The organism is Roseateles sp. GW823-FHT07B05, assembly GCF_058794515.1.
On record NZ_JBXAGX010000001.1, the window covers coordinates 464,915 to 479,713 of the forward strand.

At 72.1% G+C, this 14,799-nt stretch carries 8 protein-coding genes; 3 read left to right on the top strand and 5 right to left on the bottom strand.

Annotated elements, in window-relative coordinates; genetic code table 11:
- Positions 1-7: 7 nt before the first annotated feature.
- The gene (araD, locus tag AC1Q7O_RS01795; protein ID WP_492661841.1) at positions 8-1,738 is read right to left on the bottom strand and encodes an L-arabinonate dehydratase; all 1,731 of its coding nucleotides are present in this window, start codon (positions 1,736-1,738) and stop codon (positions 8-10) included.
- Positions 1,739-1,821: 83 nt separating this feature from the next.
- The gene (locus tag AC1Q7O_RS01800) at positions 1,822-3,237 is read right to left on the bottom strand and encodes an aldehyde dehydrogenase (NADP(+)) (protein WP_492661842.1); all 1,416 of its coding nucleotides are present in this window, start codon (positions 3,235-3,237) and stop codon (positions 1,822-1,824) included.
- Between the two features lie 226 nt (positions 3,238-3,463).
- Between AC1Q7O_RS01800 and AC1Q7O_RS01805 the strand changes: the two genes are divergently transcribed.
- From AC1Q7O_RS01805 to AC1Q7O_RS01815, 3 genes are all read left to right on the top strand, one after another.
- Positions 3,464-7,225, top strand: a complete 3,762-nt coding sequence (locus tag AC1Q7O_RS01805) for a glycosyl hydrolase family 8 (RefSeq protein WP_492661843.1) — start codon at positions 3,464-3,466, stop codon at positions 7,223-7,225.
- A 93-nt stretch (positions 7,226-7,318) separates the two neighbouring features.
- Positions 7,319-9,892: a zinc-dependent metalloprotease gene (locus tag AC1Q7O_RS01810; protein WP_492661844.1), complete on the top strand. Its 2,574-nt coding sequence runs from the start codon at positions 7,319-7,321 to the stop codon at positions 9,890-9,892.
- Between the two features lie 117 nt (positions 9,893-10,009).
- On the top strand, positions 10,010-11,491 hold the full coding sequence (locus AC1Q7O_RS01815; RefSeq protein WP_492662654.1) for an energy transducer TonB: 1,482 nt from the start codon (positions 10,010-10,012) through the stop codon (positions 11,489-11,491).
- Between the two features lie 10 nt (positions 11,492-11,501).
- Here the strand turns inward: AC1Q7O_RS01815 and AC1Q7O_RS01820 are convergent, their stop codons facing one another.
- The 3 genes from AC1Q7O_RS01820 to tkt all read right to left on the bottom strand — a co-directional run bounded on the left by AC1Q7O_RS01820 (position 11,502) and on the right by tkt (position 14,795).
- A complete protein-coding gene (locus tag AC1Q7O_RS01820; RefSeq protein WP_492662085.1) occupies positions 11,502-12,200 on the bottom strand; it encodes a glutathione S-transferase in 699 nt (232 codons plus the stop codon).
- Positions 12,201-12,235: 35 nt separating this feature from the next.
- Positions 12,236-12,718, bottom strand: coding sequence for a GreA/GreB family elongation factor (locus tag AC1Q7O_RS01825; RefSeq protein WP_492662086.1), 483 nt, complete (start codon positions 12,716-12,718; stop codon positions 12,236-12,238).
- Between the two features lie 88 nt (positions 12,719-12,806).
- Positions 12,807-14,795: a transketolase gene (tkt, locus tag AC1Q7O_RS01830; protein WP_492662087.1), complete on the bottom strand. Its 1,989-nt coding sequence runs from the start codon at positions 14,793-14,795 to the stop codon at positions 12,807-12,809.
- Positions 14,796-14,799 lie beyond the last annotated feature (4 nt).

The following is a 14,799-nucleotide window of genomic DNA, read 5'->3' on the forward strand; positions in this document are numbered from 1 at the left end:
GTCGTGTTCAGTAGATGACCGGCTCCGGCACCGGGGCGCCGAACTGGGTTTCGAGGAAATCAAAGTCGCAGCCCTCGTGGGCCTGCAGGATATGGCGGCCGAACATCCAGCCGTAGCCGCGCTCGTAGCGGGCGGGCGGTGGTGTCCAGGCCGCGCGACGGGCGGCCAGCTCCTCGTCGCTGACTTCGAGATGGATGGTGCGTGCCGGCACGTCGACAGTGATGCGGTCACCCGTCTTCACCAGCGCCAGCGGGCCACCGACGAAGGCTTCCGGGCTGCAATGCAGCAGGCAGCCGCCGTAGCTGGTGCCGCTCATGCGCGCGTCGGACAGGCGCAGCATGTCCGTCACGCCGGCCTTCAGCAGCTTGGTCGGGATGGGCAGCATGCCCCACTCGGGCATGCCGGCGCCCTTGGGGCCGGCGTTGCGCAGCACGAGGATGTCGTCGCCGGTGACATCCAGCTCGGGGTCGTCGACGGCGGCCTTCAGGCTGGGGTAGTCGTCGAACACCAGCGCGCGGCCGGTGTGGCGCAGCAGATGCGGCGCCACGGCGCTGGGCTTGATGACGACGCCGTCCGGCGCCAGGTTGCCGCGCAGCACGGCGAGGGCCCCTTCGGCATAGATGGGGTTGGACAGCGGGCGGATGACGTCGTCGTTGAAGACCTCCGCACCGTCGATGTTGTCGGCCACCTTTTTCCCATTGACGGTCAGCGCGGTGAGGTCCAGCTTGTCGCGCATGACGTTCATCATCGCCGGCAGGCCGCCCGCGTAGAAGAAGTCTTCCATCAGGTAGCGGTCGCCGCTGGGCCGGATGTTGGCGATGACGCCGACGTGGCGGCTGGCGGCGTCGAAGTCGTCCAGCGTGACCGGCAGGCCCGCGCGGCGGCTGATGGCGACGAGGTGGATGATGGCGTTGGTGCTGCAGCCCATGGCCATCGCGACGGCGATGGCATTGGCGAAGCTGCCCTTGGACAGCAGCTTCGCGGGCGTCAGGTTGTCCCACACCATCTGCACGATGCGGCGGCCGCAGTCGGCGGACATGCGGATGTGGTTGGCGTCCGGCGCGGGGATGCTGCTGGCGCCCGGCAGCGTGACGCCCAGCGCCTCGGCGATGCCCATCATCGTGGCCGCGGTGCCCATCGTCATGCAGGTGCCGTGGCTGCGCGCGATGCCGGCTTCCATCTCGGCCCAGGCCTGGTCAGTCAGGCGGCCGGCGCGGCGCTCGTCCCAGTACTTGAACGCATCGCTGCCGGAACCCAGCACCTGGCCGCGCCAGTTGCCGCGCAGCATGGGGCCGGCCGGCAGGTAGATCAGCGGCAGGCCCATGCTGATGGCGCCCATCAGCAGGCCCGGCGTGGTCTTGTCGCAGCCGCCCATCAGCACGGCGCCGTCGACCGGGTGGCTGCGCAGCAGCTCCTCGGTCTCCATCGCGAGGAAGTTGCGGTAGAGCATGGACGTGGGCTTGACCATGCTCTCGCTCAGCGAGATGGCCGGCAGCTCCAGCGGCCAGCCGCCCGCCTGCAGGATGCCGCGCTTGACGTCCTCCACCCGCTGCTTGAAGTGCGTGTGGCACTGGTTGGCATCGCTCCAGGTGTTGATGATGGCGATGACCGGTTTGCCGATGAAGTCTTCGGCGGCGTAGCCCATCTGCAGCACGCGGCTGCGGTGGCCGAAGGAGCGGAAGTCGTCCTTGGCGAACCAGCGCGCGCTGCGCAGGTCTTCGGCCTTCTTCGAGGTCATGTCTGCCCCTTCGGCAGCGGCGGTGCCGCTGCCTGTCCCCCGAGGGGAGCCCGCTTGCTTGGGGCGGCCCGGCGCGTCGCGGTTCATGCCTGCCCCCGCGCGTCGATGAGCCAGCCCGGCGCGTCCTGCAGCGCGACCGGGCGCAGGAACCGCTCCATCGCGGCGTACCCGACGCTGGTCGTGAAGGCGTTCGTCGACGACGGCCACGGGCCGCCGTGCTGCTGCGCGGCCGTCACGGCGACGCCGGTGGGCACGCCGCCGAACAGCACGCGGCCGGCGATGGCCTGCGCGCCGACCACGAGGCGGCGGTGGTCGGGCGTGTCTTCGTCGGCGCCCCACAGCGTGACGGTCAGCGTGCCTTCGACGGCCGCCAGCACGCGCAGCGTCTCGTCCACGTCGCGCACGGTGACGACGATGGCGCTGGGGCCGAAGACCTCCTCGTGCAGCACCTCGTCGGCGAGGAACGTGGCGGCGTCGGTGGCGAACAGGTGCGCGCCCGGCGCCGCCTCTCGGGCGGGCAGCGCCAGCAGCGACTTCACGCCGGTGCGGCCGTGCAGGCGGGCCACCCCCGCGTTGAAGTTGGCGCGGATGCCGGCGTTCAGCATCGCATGCGGGTTGGCGGCGGCCAGCGCCTCGGCCAGCTGCCTGACGAACGAGCGGCTCGGCTCGTCATCGCGCACCAGCACGAGGCCGGGGCTGGTGCAGAACTGCCCGCAGCCCATGACGATGCTGCCGGCCAGCTGCGTGGCCAGCGCCGCGCCGTTGGCAGCCAGCGCCGAGGGCAGCGCGACGACCGGGTTGACGGACCCCAGCTCGCCATAGAACGGGATGGGGCGCGGGCGGGCGTTGGCCTCCTTCCACAGCGCCACGCCACCGCGCACGCTGCCGGTGAACGCGGCGGCGGCGATGGCCGGGTCGCGCACCAGCGCCACGCCCACCGCGGTGCCGGCGCCTTCCACCAGCTGCAGCACGCCGGCCGGCAGCACGGCGGCGGCCAGCTCGAACACGGCGCGCGACAGCCGCGGGTGCCCCGGGTGGACCTTGACGACGACCGGGCAGCCGGCGGCCAGCGCGGCGGCCGTGTCGCCGCCCAGCACGCTGAACGCGAACGGGAAGTTGCTGGCCGCGAAGTTGGCGACCGGGCCCACCGGCACGGCCACGCGCGTGAGTCGGGGGCGGCCCGCGGGCGGGGCGCCGGGCACGGCCTCGTCGTCCTGCACGGGCTGGGCGCGGCCGGCCTCGATCTGGTCTGCGAAGCCGCGCAGCTGGAAGGCGGTGCGGTCCAGCTCGCCGTTCAGGCGCACGGGGCCCAGGTGGGTTTCCTCGTCGGCCAGCGGCACGAGGGCCTCGCGGGCGGCCTGCAAGGCGTCGGCCAGCGCGCGCAGCAGCGCGGCGCGTTGCGGGATGGGGGTGAGGCCCCAGGCGGGTGCGGCCGCGGCGGCCGCCGCGCAGGCGGCGCGGACCTGCTCGGCGGAGCTGTCGGTGAGAGGAGTCGTCATGGCATCAGCAGGCGGAACGGGAACGCGGCGCGACACTGCCGACGCCCTTGTCCAGCGCCTGCACGGCGCGCGGGCGTGGCGGCGATATCAGCGCCTGGGGAAGGATGTTCAAATTGTTATCGCTATCATATGGTTTGGTGCATCGGCAAAACTTAGTGGTTTCCCAGGGGGAGGTGCCAGAATATATCTCTATAGACTGCGAATGTTTGCGCAACCATTTGATGCCATGACCTCCATTCTCCACGCCGGCACCAGCGCCTGGTGGCCCCGGTTCAAGTTGCTGGCGCTGGGGTGGGCGTTGGCCGGCACCAGCGCCTGGGCCTGCGACACGCCGGCAAGCGTCTGCGCCCGCGATGCGGCGGGCAGCCTGGCGCTGGTGCGCGCCGGCCAGCCGGCGGCCGTCGTCGTCGAGGCCGGCGCCGACCCGGCGCTTCAGCACGTGGGCCGCAGCTTCGCGGGCGACCTGGGCCGCGTGGCCGGCCGGCCGGCGCCGTTGCTGGCGCAGCTGCCGCGCGTGGCGCGCGACGTGGTCGTCATCGGCGAGCTGGGCCGCAGCCCGCTGGTCGACGCGCTGCAAAAGAGCGGCAAGCTGCGGCTCGACGGCCTGCAGGGCCGCTGGGAGGCCTACCGCCAGGTGATCGTCGACAAGCCCTTCGTGGGCGTGGAGCGTGCGCTGGTCATCGTCGGCTCGGATCGTCGCGGCGCGGTGTTCGGCGCGTACGACGTGTCGGCCCGCATGGGCGTCAGCCCCTGGCAGTGGTGGGCGGACGTGCCGGTGGCCACGCAGGCCCAGCTGTTCGTCACCGCCGGCGCGCGCGGCGACGAGCCGGGCGTCAAGTACCGCGGCATCTTCATCAACGACGAGGCGCCCGCGCTCAGCACCTGGGCGCAGGCGAAGTTCGGCGGCGCTAACGCGAAGATGTACGCGCACGTGTTCGAGCTGCTGCTGCGGCTGAAGGCCAACTACCTGTGGCCGGCCATGTGGCCGCCGCGTGCGTTCAACGCCGACGACCCGAGGAACATGGTGCTGGCCGACGAGATGGGCATCGTCATGGGCACGTCCCACCACGAGCCGATGAGCCGGGCGCATGACGAGTGGCAGCGCGCCAAGGGCGGCGCGTGGGACTACACGAAGAACGCGCCGCAGCTGCGCGAGTTCTGGCGCGGCGGCATCCAGCGCATGATGGGCCGGCCCGACGGCTCGGCCTTCGACACGCTGGTGACGGTGGGCATGCGCGGCGATGGCGACGAGCCCATGAGCGAGCACACGGCGACGACGCTGCTGGAGACCATCGTCAAGGACCAGCGCCAGATCATTGCCGACGTCACAAAGCGGCCCGCCGAGAAGACGCCGCAGATGTGGGCGCTCTACAAGGAGGTGCAGGACTACTACGACGCGGGGCTGAAAGTGCCCGACGACGTGCTGCTGCTGTTCGCCGACGACAACTGGGGCCAGATCCGGCGCCTGCCCGCGCGCGACGCGAAGCGCCCCGGCGGCTACGGCGTGTACTACCACTTCGACTACGTCGGCGGGCCGCGCAACTACAAGTGGCTCAACACCAACCAGATCGAGAAGACCTGGCAGCAGATGAACCTGGCCTACGAGCATGGCGCCGATGCGCTGTGGATCGTCAACGTCGGCGACATCAAGCCGATGGAGTTCCCCATCCACTTCTTCCTGGACATGGCCTGGGCGCCCAGGGCCATGACGCCGGCCGCGCTGAAGGCCTACCCGAAGGACTGGGCGGCGGCCACGTTCGGCCCGGCGCAGGCGGCCGAGATCGGCGACATCGTCACGCGCTACAGCCAGTACGCGGCGCGTCGCAAACCCGAGCTGCTGGACGCGAACAGCTTCCGCCTCGGCCTGGTTACCGCCGACTCGCTGGCCGGCGGTGACTTCGGCGACCGCATCGCCGAATGGGATGCGCTGGAGGCGCGCGTTGCCAAGGTCAAGGCCGGCCTGCGCGCCGACCAGCTCGACGCGTGGTTCCAGCTCGTCGAGCACCCGGTGCTGGCGCTGGCCAACCTCTACCGGCTGTATTACGCGGTGGCCTGGAACCGCACGCTGGCGGCGAAGAACGACCCGCGCGCCAATGTGTTCGCTGACCAGGCCGAGGCCGCCTTCGCGCGCGACCAGGCCATCAGCGATCAGTACCACGCCCTCGCGGGCGGCAAGTGGGCTGGCATGATGCTGCAGGTCCACATCGGCTACACGAGCTGGCAGCAGCCCGACAAGAACCTCATGCCGGCCGTGAAGCGCGTGCCCGGCACTGTGGAGGCGGCCGCGGTGCTGGCGCAGCTGAAGCCCTTCCGGCACACGGGCCCGAACGAGCCCCGCGTCATCGAGGCGACGCAGTTCGTGCGCGCCAGCGCGGCCAAGGGCGTGGCCTGGACGGCCATTCCCGACCTGGGCCATGGGCAGGGCGCCGTGCTGGCGCTGCCGCAAGGCCGTGCGCCGACGACGGTGGCCGACGACGTGCGCGTGGAGTACGAGGTGGAGACGTCGCTGCCGAACAGCTGGACGCTGGCGCTGCACATGGTGCCCACCGTCGACGTGCGCAAGGCCGGCGGCATCCGCGTGGCCGTCGCCATCGGCGACCGGGCGCCGCAGACGCTGACGCTGGACCTGATCCCCACCGCCGGCGCGGCGGACACGCAGCAGCAGAAGGACTGGTCCAAGGCCGTCATCGACAACGACTTCGTGCTGCGTGCGGCCTCGGTGCAGCTGCCGGCCGGCCGGCATGTGATCCGCGTCTGGCGGCTGGACGACAACGCGGTGCTGCAGAAGCTGGTGCTGGAATCCGGCATCCGCACCAGCGCGCTGCCGGGCGCCGCGGCGGCGGAGACCGGCAAGTACCGCAACCTGCTGCGCGAGCTGCGCCCGGACATCACCGAGGCCGACATTGCCGCCAAGCTGGATGGTTATTGGAAGTCGCTGTTCGAGGGCGGCAAGGACCAGCGCATCGTCTACCCAGCCGCCGCCACGCCCGACGGCCCGGCGTCCTACGTGCTGGACGTGGGCAACAACGACGTGCGTAGCGAAGGCATGTCCTACGGCATGATGGTGGCCGTGCAGATGGGTCGCAAGGCCGAGTTCGATGCGCTGTGGAACTGGGCGTGGACGCACATGCGCTACCGCTCGGGCCCGCGCCAGAGCTACTTCCGCTGGCAGTGCCAGCCCCGCGGCTGCGACAAGGACGCGGTGCCCGCGTCCGACGGCGAGGAGTATTTCGCCACCGCGCTGCTGATGGCCGCCGCGCGCTGGGGCCAGGGCGCCGGCATCTACGACTACGACGCGCAGGCGCAGGAACTGCTGACCGCCATGCTGCACAAGGAGACGATGAACGGCGGCATCAAGGAAGGCGCGCGTTCCATGTTCTCTCCGCGGCACGGCCAGGTCGTCTTCGTGCCGGTGGGCGACGCGGCCGAGTTCAGCGACCCGTCCTACCACTTGCCGGCCTTCTACGAACTCTGGGCCCGCCGCGCTGCCAAGGCCGAGGACCGCCAGCGCTGGCGCGAGATCGCCGTCATCAGCCGTGCCTACTTCTCCAAGGCCGCCCATCCGCGCACCGGCCTCACGCCCGACTACGCCCACTTCGACGGCCGCCCCAAGGTGCTGGACGGCCACGAGGACTTCCGCTACGACGCCTTCCGCACCGCGGTGAACTGGAGCGTGGACCAGGCCTGGTGGGGCAGGAACCCCGCCGCGGCCGGCCTGAGCCACCGGCTGCTGAACTTCTTCGCCGCGCAGAAGCAGCCCTACACCCACCTCTACACGGTGGACGGCAAGCCACTGAACGACGAGCCGTCCAAGGGGCTCATCTCGTGCAATGCCGTCGCCGCGCTGCTGGTGGACGAGGCGCAGGCCGCGCCCTTCGTCAACGCGCTCTGGGCGCTGGACCCGCCCACCGGCCAGTGGCGCTACTACGACGGCCTGCTGCAGTTCATGAACCTGCTGCACATCACCGGGAGGTTCCGGGCCTGGTAAGGGGAAAAATCTCATTGCCGTGAGCCGTTGCGCGTCTCGCGCATCCCTAATATCGGCGCCGCGCACCGCGGTGCGCGCAACCTTAGGGATGACATGACAACAACGACCTACGGCAGGGCCCGGCTCGCGCTGCTGACCCTCGCGCTGGCCACCGGCCACGCCCTCGCGCAGACACCGCCTGCACCCGCTGCACCGGCGGCGTCTGCGCCCACGGTGCCCGCCCGGCCGGCGGTGACGCTGCCCGACCCGAGCGAGCCGAAGCCGTTCGACAAGGTCATCACCGCCGAGGCCAAGACGCAGCAGGGGCTGTTCGCGGTGCACAGCCTCAAGAACAAGCTGTACTTCGAGATTCCCAAGACGCTGCTCGAGCAGCCGCTGCTGATGGTGGCCAACGCCACCGCGGTGCCGGCCGGCCAGGACCACGTGGGCCGCACGCTGAACCAGGACGTGCTGCGCTTCGTGCTGCACCAGAACCGCGTGCTGCTGCAGCTGGTGACGCATGCCGCCGTGACGGCGCCGGGCAACGTGCTGGCCGATGCCGTCAACCAGTCGCAGCGCGATGCCATCCTGGCCGTGTTCCCGGTAGAGGCCTACGGCAAGGGCGGCGCGCCGGTCATCGAGGTGTCCCGCATGTTCAGCGCCGAGGTGGGCGACTTCAGCGCCCGCACCATGGTGCGCGGCACGCTGGACGGCAGCCGCAGCTACGTCGAGAAGACCAAGGCCTTCCCCGGCAGCATCCGCGTGGACGCCGTGCAGACCTACAACGTCGCGCCGCTGCCCACGCCTTCGATGCCGGGCGTGACGATCGTGCCGCCCATGCAGCCGTCGCGCAGCGTGTCGCTGAACCTGGCCTACAACATCGTGCAGCTGCCCGCGCAGCCCATGATGCCGCGCCTGTTCGACGACCGCGTCGGCTTCCTCAGCGTCAGCCGCACGGACTTCGGCCAGGGCCTGCAGGAGGCCCGCCGCGAGCGCCTCATCACGCGCTGGCGGCTGGAGAAGAAGGACCCGGCGGCGGCCGTCAGCGACCCCGTCAAGCCCATCGTCTGGTACATCGACAAGGCCACCCCCACCACGCTGGTGCCCTACGTGAAGAAGGGCGTCGAGGCCTGGAACGCCGCCTTCGAGGCCGCCGGCTTCAGCAACGCCGTGCAGGCGCGCCCCTACCCCACGGCCGAGGAAGACCCCGAGTTCGACCCCGAGGACGTGCGCTACAGCGTCATCCGCTGGGTGCCATCGCCCATCGCCAATGCCTACGGCCCGCACCTGGCCGACCCGCGCAGCGGCGAGATCCTGAACGCCAACGTCGTGCTGTTCCACAACATCCTGCAACTGCAGCAGGACTGGTACCTCACGCAGGTCGGCCCGCTGGACCCGCGCGCGCGCAAGCTGCCGCTGCCCGACGACCTGATGGGCGAGCTGGTGGCCTTCGTCGTCACGCACGAGGTGGGGCATTCGCTGGGCTTCCCGCACAACATGAAGGCCAGCTCGCTGTACCCCGTGGACAAGCTGCGTGACCCGCAATGGCTCAAGACCATGGGGCACACGCCGTCCATCATGGACTACAGCCGCTTCAACTACGTCGTGCAGCCGCAGGACGGCGTCGACCCCGCGCTGCTGATCCCGCGCATCGGCCCCTACGACGTTTTCGCCACCCGCTGGGGCTACATGCCCATCCCGAGCGCGAAGACGCCCGACGATGAACGCCAGCAGCTCAACCTGTGGGCCCGCGAGCAGACCACCACGCCGTGGCTGCGCTTCGACGCACCGCGCAGCGAGGGCGGCGACGTCGGCGAGAACCTGGAGGCCGTGGGCGATGCCGACGCCGTGGCCGCCACCGGGCTGGGCCTGCGCAACCTGCAGCGCGTCATCAAGATGCTGCCCGACGCCGTGCCGCAGGACGGCCGCGACGACCAGCTGCTGGAGCGGCTGTACCGCGCCACCTGGCAGCAATGGGGGCGCGAGCTGTCGCACGTGGTGGCCGTCGTGGGCGGCTACGAGGTGCAGAACAAGCACAACGACCAGCCCGGCGCCATCGCCCAGCCCGTGCCGCGCGAGCGCCAGGCGCGGGCCATGAAGTTCCTGGCCGAGCAGATGCTGGCCACGCCGCCGTGGATGCTGGACCCGGCCATCGTGCAACGCCTGGGCGCCACGGGGGTGTCGCTGCCGCTGGGCATGAACCAGCGCAGCCTGCTGCGCTACCTGCTGTCCCCGCAGCGAACGCAGCGGCTGATGACGCAGGAGGCCCAGCTCGGCGCGCGCGCCTACCGGCTGGCCGACCTGCTGGCCGACCTGCGCCGCGGCGTCTTCACCGAGCTGGGTGGCGCCGCCGCCATTCCCGCGCCGCGGCGCGGCCTGCAGCGCCACTACGTCGAGACGCTGGCCGCCCGCCTGGCCCTCGGCAACCCGCTGGGCCTGGACGACAGCGAGCCCGGCGTGCGCGCCGAGATGCGCGAGCTCAAGGGCGTCATCGCCGCCGCCGCGGCGCGCGGCGATTTCACGCGCCAGGCCCACCTGCGCGGGCTGGTGGACGTCATCGACAAGGCGCTGGACCCGCGCGCTCCTGCGTCGGCCGGCGCCGCGGCGACGCTGATCCGGGTCGGCTGGCAGCCCGAGGGCGGCCACGGCTGCTGGGACGGCCACGACCACGGCCCGCGCAACGACTGACCCCGACCCAGCTTTGAGGGGGCGGCCACGCCCGCCCGACCGCAGCCCCGCGCCGACAATCGCGCCGATGAGGTTCAGCGACATCGACTCGGAGCGGGGCAGGGCGGCATGGGCGTGATGGCTGCCGCCTGGCCGCGCCGCCGCTGGCGGCTGCCCCCGGCGCTGGTGGCGTCGCTGCTGGTGCACGGCCTGCTGCTCAGCCTCAGCTTCGGCGACGGCGTGGGCCTGCCGGGCCTGGAGCTGCCGTGGCAGACACGCCGCGTCGAAGTGCCCGAGCTGCGCGTGCAGCTGGAATCCCCGCCCGCACCGCCGCCCGCCGCGCCCGCGCCGCCCGATGCGGCAGCAGCCGACGCCACGGCCGCAGTGCCGGCCGACACGGCACCGGCCGAGACGTCGCCCGAGCCCGGTGCGGCCGAGGTGCACCTGCTGTCGGCCGACGACCTCGACCCGCCCGCCGCCGTGGCCCGCGCGCTGCTGGCCGTGCCTCGGCGCGACGCCGCCTTCGCCGTGCCCGCTGCCTCCGCAGTGCCGATGGCCGCCGTGGCGGCGCTGTCCGCGGCGTCCAGCCCGGCCGTGGAGGCGCTGGCACGCGCCCGCGACTCGCTGCGCCTGCGCACCGAACCCGTGGCTGATCTCGCCGCGCTGGAGCCGCCGCGCCCGGCCTCCGCCGTGGGCATGCTGTCGGCGGCTTCCGCCCCCGCGCTGGAGAGCCTGCGCCGCGGCGACGCGCTGCGGCTGAGCGGTGAGCGCGCGTCGCTGGACGCGGCCCGGCCCGACGCCGCCGCGCTGCCGGCCGCCGTCGTCGCCACGCTGGGGGCGGCGTCGGCGCCGGGCCTGGAGCGCCTGCGCCGCGCCGCCGATGGCCTGCGCCCCCGCGCCGACGGCGAGCGTGCCAGCGAGCTGGCCCAGCTGGACGCCGCCCGCCAGCAGGCCCAGCAGGGTGCACAGCGCCTGGAAGCTGCGCGGCTGGACGCGCTGAAGCAGGCCGCCGACCGCGCCGAGGCTGCCCGCCAGGAGGCTGCCCGCGCCGAGGCCGCCCGGCTGGACGCCCAGCGCGCCGACGCCGCGCGCCGCGAGGCGGCCCGTCTCGCCGCCGAACGCCAGGCCGCCGACAAGCTGGCCGCGGCGAAGGCGCTGGCCCAGGCCGAGGAAGAACAGCGTGAAGCCCGCAAGCGCGCCATCGGCCGCCAGCTCGACGAAGAGGCGGCCCGCCGCGATGCCGAACGCCAGCGCCCCGACTGGGCCCCGGCCCGCCGCGGCCGGCTGTTCGGCCGCACCGACTCGAATGTGGAACTGGCCGCCTACGGCGAGGCCTGGGCGCGCAAGATCGAGAACAACCTCGGCCCCGAGCAACTGCGCGAGCTGACCCGCCAGCCCGCGGGTGACGCCGTCGTCACGGTGGCCGTGCGCAGCAACGGCTCGGTGGAGGCGGTCACCCTCGTGCGCTCCAGCGGCGTGCCGGCCGTTGACGAAGCCATCACGCGCATCGTGCGCAGCCTGGAGAACTACCCGGCGTTTTCACCGGCGCTGCTGCGCGACTACGACGTCGTCGAGATCCGGCGGACGTGGCATGTCGACACGACGCTGCGGTTGTACTGAGGGGCCAGGGTCAGAGCGGTGGAAAGCGATGCACGCCGGCCGCCGGCAGCTTGTGCATGCACGCGACGAACAGCGGGTCGACGAGCCAGCCATCCAGCCATGACCGCACCGACGGCACCACCAGCGTTGCAAACCATGCCGGGTCCACGGCGGCGAACTGGCGCACGAAGGGCATCACGGCCAGGTCGGTGGCGCAGGGCGTGGCGCCGCCCAGGAATGGCGCGGCCTGCAGCCTGGCCTCCAGCGGCCGCAGCAGCACGGCCACCGCGGCGTCGCGGTGGCCATCCGGCGGGAGGGGCTCGCCCGCGTAGCGCTGGGGGTACTTCCAGCGGTCCAGGTGGCGCTTGAAGTCGCCGTCGTTGCGCTGCACCAGGCCCAGGTTGTCAGGCGACTGCGCCCGCGCCCACCAGCCCTGCGTGTCGTCGGCGTCGGGCGCGGCCAGGGCCCAGCGCATGATGTCCCAGCTCTCGTCGATGACGCGGCCATCGGGCAGCTGCAGCACCGGCACCGTCGCCTTGGGCGACAGGGCCAGCAAGCTGGCCGGCTTGTCGCGCAGGACCACCTCCACGGCCTCGAATTCCCGCCCCGCCTGCAGCAGCGCCATGCGTGCGCGCATCGCGTAGGGGCAGCGGCGAAACGTGTAGAGCCGCGGCAGCTGCGGGCTCGGGGGAGAGGCTGGCGTGTGCGGTGCCGGCGTCGATGCGTCCATGGGTGCAGGCGGGCGATCAGGCGAATGGGCGTGGCTCAATGCACCCGCAGCACCTCGAACTGCAGCCGGGCGGGCGCGACCTGCAGCCACACCTCGTCACCTTCGCGCTTGCCCAGCAGAGCCTGGCCCAATGGCGCCTGGCTGCTGATGACCTGCACGAGCTCGTCGCCGTTGCCCAGCTTCATGCTGCCGCCCTCCGGGCCGAGGAAGAGCTGCTGCTGCCTGTCGTCGGCGTCGACCAGGCAGACCAGCGCGCCGACCTGGATGCCCAGGCTGTCGTCGTAGGCGCGGGGGCGGAACTGGCGCCAGTTGGCAATCGCCTGGCGGATGGCTTCGGCGCGACGCGCCTGGCCCGTGGCCAGGTAGGCGGCCTCGAGGCCCAGCGTGTCGTACTTGTTCTCGGCGATGTTCTCTTCGTGCGTCGCCGTCTCATGCGCCACCCGCGCGGCCTCCTCGGTCTGCCGCAGGTCTTCGGCGAGGCGTTCCAGCACCTGTTGCTGCAGCAGGAATTTGTCCATGGTGAAAGGGGGCGTCTCGAACAAGCCGTGGCTGCTGGATTATCGAGGGCGGCGCCCGCTGACACGGCCCGCGAGCGCGGGCGGACGCTCAGCGGCCCATGCAGCGCAGCGACGCGTCGACGACGGCCTGCACCGTCACGCCGAAGTGCGCGTACAGCGCCGCGGCGGGCGCCGATTCGCCGAAGCTGTCGATGCCGACAACGGCGCCCTCCAGCCCGACGTACTGGCGCCACGGCCCGGTCACGCCAGCCTCCACGGCCACGCGCGGCACACCGGCGGGCAGCACGCTGGCGCGCCAGGCGGCGTCCTGCTGCTCGAAGGTGAAGCAGGAGGGCAGCGAGACGACGCGGGCGTTCACGCCTTGCTCGGCCAGCCGCTTTTGCGCCTGCACGGCCAGGTCCAGCTCCGAGCCGGTGGCGATCAGCACGACCTGCAGCGGCGTGTCGGCTGCTTCGCGCACCAGCACGTAGCCGCCGCGGTGGATGGCGGCCAGCGTGGGCTCGTCGCGGTGCTGGTGCGGCAGGTTCTGGCGCGACAGCACCAGCGCCGTCGGCGTGTGGCGGTGGCGCACGGCGGTCTGCCAGGCCACCAGCGTCTCGACGGCATCGCCCGGCCGCCACAGGTCCAGGTTGGGCACTAGGCGCAGCGTGGCGACCTGCTCGACCGGCTGGTGCGTGGGGCCGTCCTCGCCCAGGCCGATGGAGTCGTGCGTGAAGACGTAGATGGGGTTGGTGCGCATCAGCGCGGCCATGCGGATGGCGTTGCGGGCGTACTCCGAGAACATCAGGAAGGTGCCGCCGAAGGGGCGGTAGCCGCCATGCAGCGCGATGCCGGTCTGGATGGCCACCATCGCGAACTCGCGCACGCCGTAGTGCAGGTAGTTGCCGCCGGCCGCGGCCTTCTCGATGGACGTGCAGCCCTGCCACTGCGTGAGGTTGGACGGTGCCAGGTCGGCCGAGCCGCCCAGCAGTTCGGGCATGCCAGGCGCGAGCGCGTTGATGCTGTTCTGCGAGGCCTTGCGCGACGCGATCGTCTCGGCCTTGGCGACGGTGGCGGCGAGCTGGGCGGCGGCCTGCTCGTCGAAGCTGGCAGGCAGTTCGCCGCGCACGCGGCGCATGAACTCGGCGGCGCGGGGATGGGCGGCGAGCACCGCCTCCCACTCGCGCTGCGCGGCGGTGCCGCGGTGGCGGGCGTCCAGCGGCGCGCGGGCTTCATCAGGCACGACGAAGGGTGCATGCGGCCAGCTCAAGGCCTCACGCACGGCCGCCACTTCGGCGGCGCCCAGCGGCGCGCCGTGCACGTCGTGGCCGCCGGCCTTGTTGGGCGAGCCCTTGCCGATGGTGGTCTTCGCGCAGATCAGCGTGGGGCGGCCATCGTCCTGCGTGGCAGTGGCCAGCGCCGCATCGATGGCCGCGAAGTCGTGCCCGTCGACGTTGCGCAGCACGCGCCAGCCATAGGCCTCGAAGCGGGCCGGCGTGTCGTCGCCGAACCAGCCCTTCACGTCGCCGTCGATGGAGATGCCGTTGTCGTCGTAGATGACGACCAGCTTCCCGAGGCCCCAGGTGCCGGCCAGCGAGCAGGCCTCGTGCGAGATGCCTTCCATCAGGCAGCCGTCGCCGACGAAGACGAAGGTGCGGTGATCGACGAGCGTGTGGCCCGGCGCGTTGAACTCCGCCGCCAGCAGCTGCTCGGCCAGCGCCATGCCGACTGCGTTGGCCAGGCCCTGGCCCAGCGGGCCGGTGGTGGTTTCGACGCCCGGCGTCAGGCCCACCTCGGGGTGGCCCGGCGTCTTGCTGTGCATCTGGCGGAAGGCCTTCAGCTCATCCATGGGCAGGTCGTAGCCGCTCAGGTGCAGCAGGCCGTACAGCAGCATGGAGCCGTGGCCGTTGGACAGCACGAAGCGGTCGCGGCCGGGCCAGGTCGGGTCGGCCGGGTTGTGGCGCAGGTGCTTGCTCCACAGCACGGCGGCGATGTCGGCCATGCCCATCGGCATGCCGGGATGGCCGGAGTTGGCCTGCTGCACGGCGTCGATGGCGAGCATGCGCAGCGCGTTGGCGGCGAGGGTGAGGTCTTGCATGGTG

Bases quoted from the DNA above. Each gene is read 5' to 3' on its own strand.
- tkt (WP_492662087.1), bottom strand. From the start codon at position 14,795: ATGCAAGACCTCACCCTCGCCGCCAACGCGCTGCGCATGCTCGCCATC.
- AC1Q7O_RS01805 (WP_492661843.1), top strand. From the start codon at position 3,464: ATGACCTCCATTCTCCACGCCGGCACCAGCGCCTGGTGGCCCCGGTTC.
- AC1Q7O_RS01820 (WP_492662085.1), bottom strand. From the start codon at position 12,200: ATGGACGCATCGACGCCGGCACCGCACACGCCAGCCTCTCCCCCGAGC.
- AC1Q7O_RS01815 (WP_492662654.1), top strand. From the start codon at position 10,010: ATGGCTGCCGCCTGGCCGCGCCGCCGCTGGCGGCTGCCCCCGGCGCTG.
- AC1Q7O_RS01825 (WP_492662086.1), bottom strand. From the start codon at position 12,718: ATGGACAAATTCCTGCTGCAGCAACAGGTGCTGGAACGCCTCGCCGAA.
- AC1Q7O_RS01810 (WP_492661844.1), top strand. From the start codon at position 7,319: ATGACAACAACGACCTACGGCAGGGCCCGGCTCGCGCTGCTGACCCTC.
- AC1Q7O_RS01800 (WP_492661842.1), bottom strand. From the start codon at position 3,237: ATGACGACTCCTCTCACCGACAGCTCCGCCGAGCAGGTCCGCGCCGCC.
- araD (WP_492661841.1), bottom strand. From the start codon at position 1,738: ATGACCTCGAAGAAGGCCGAAGACCTGCGCAGCGCGCGCTGGTTCGCC.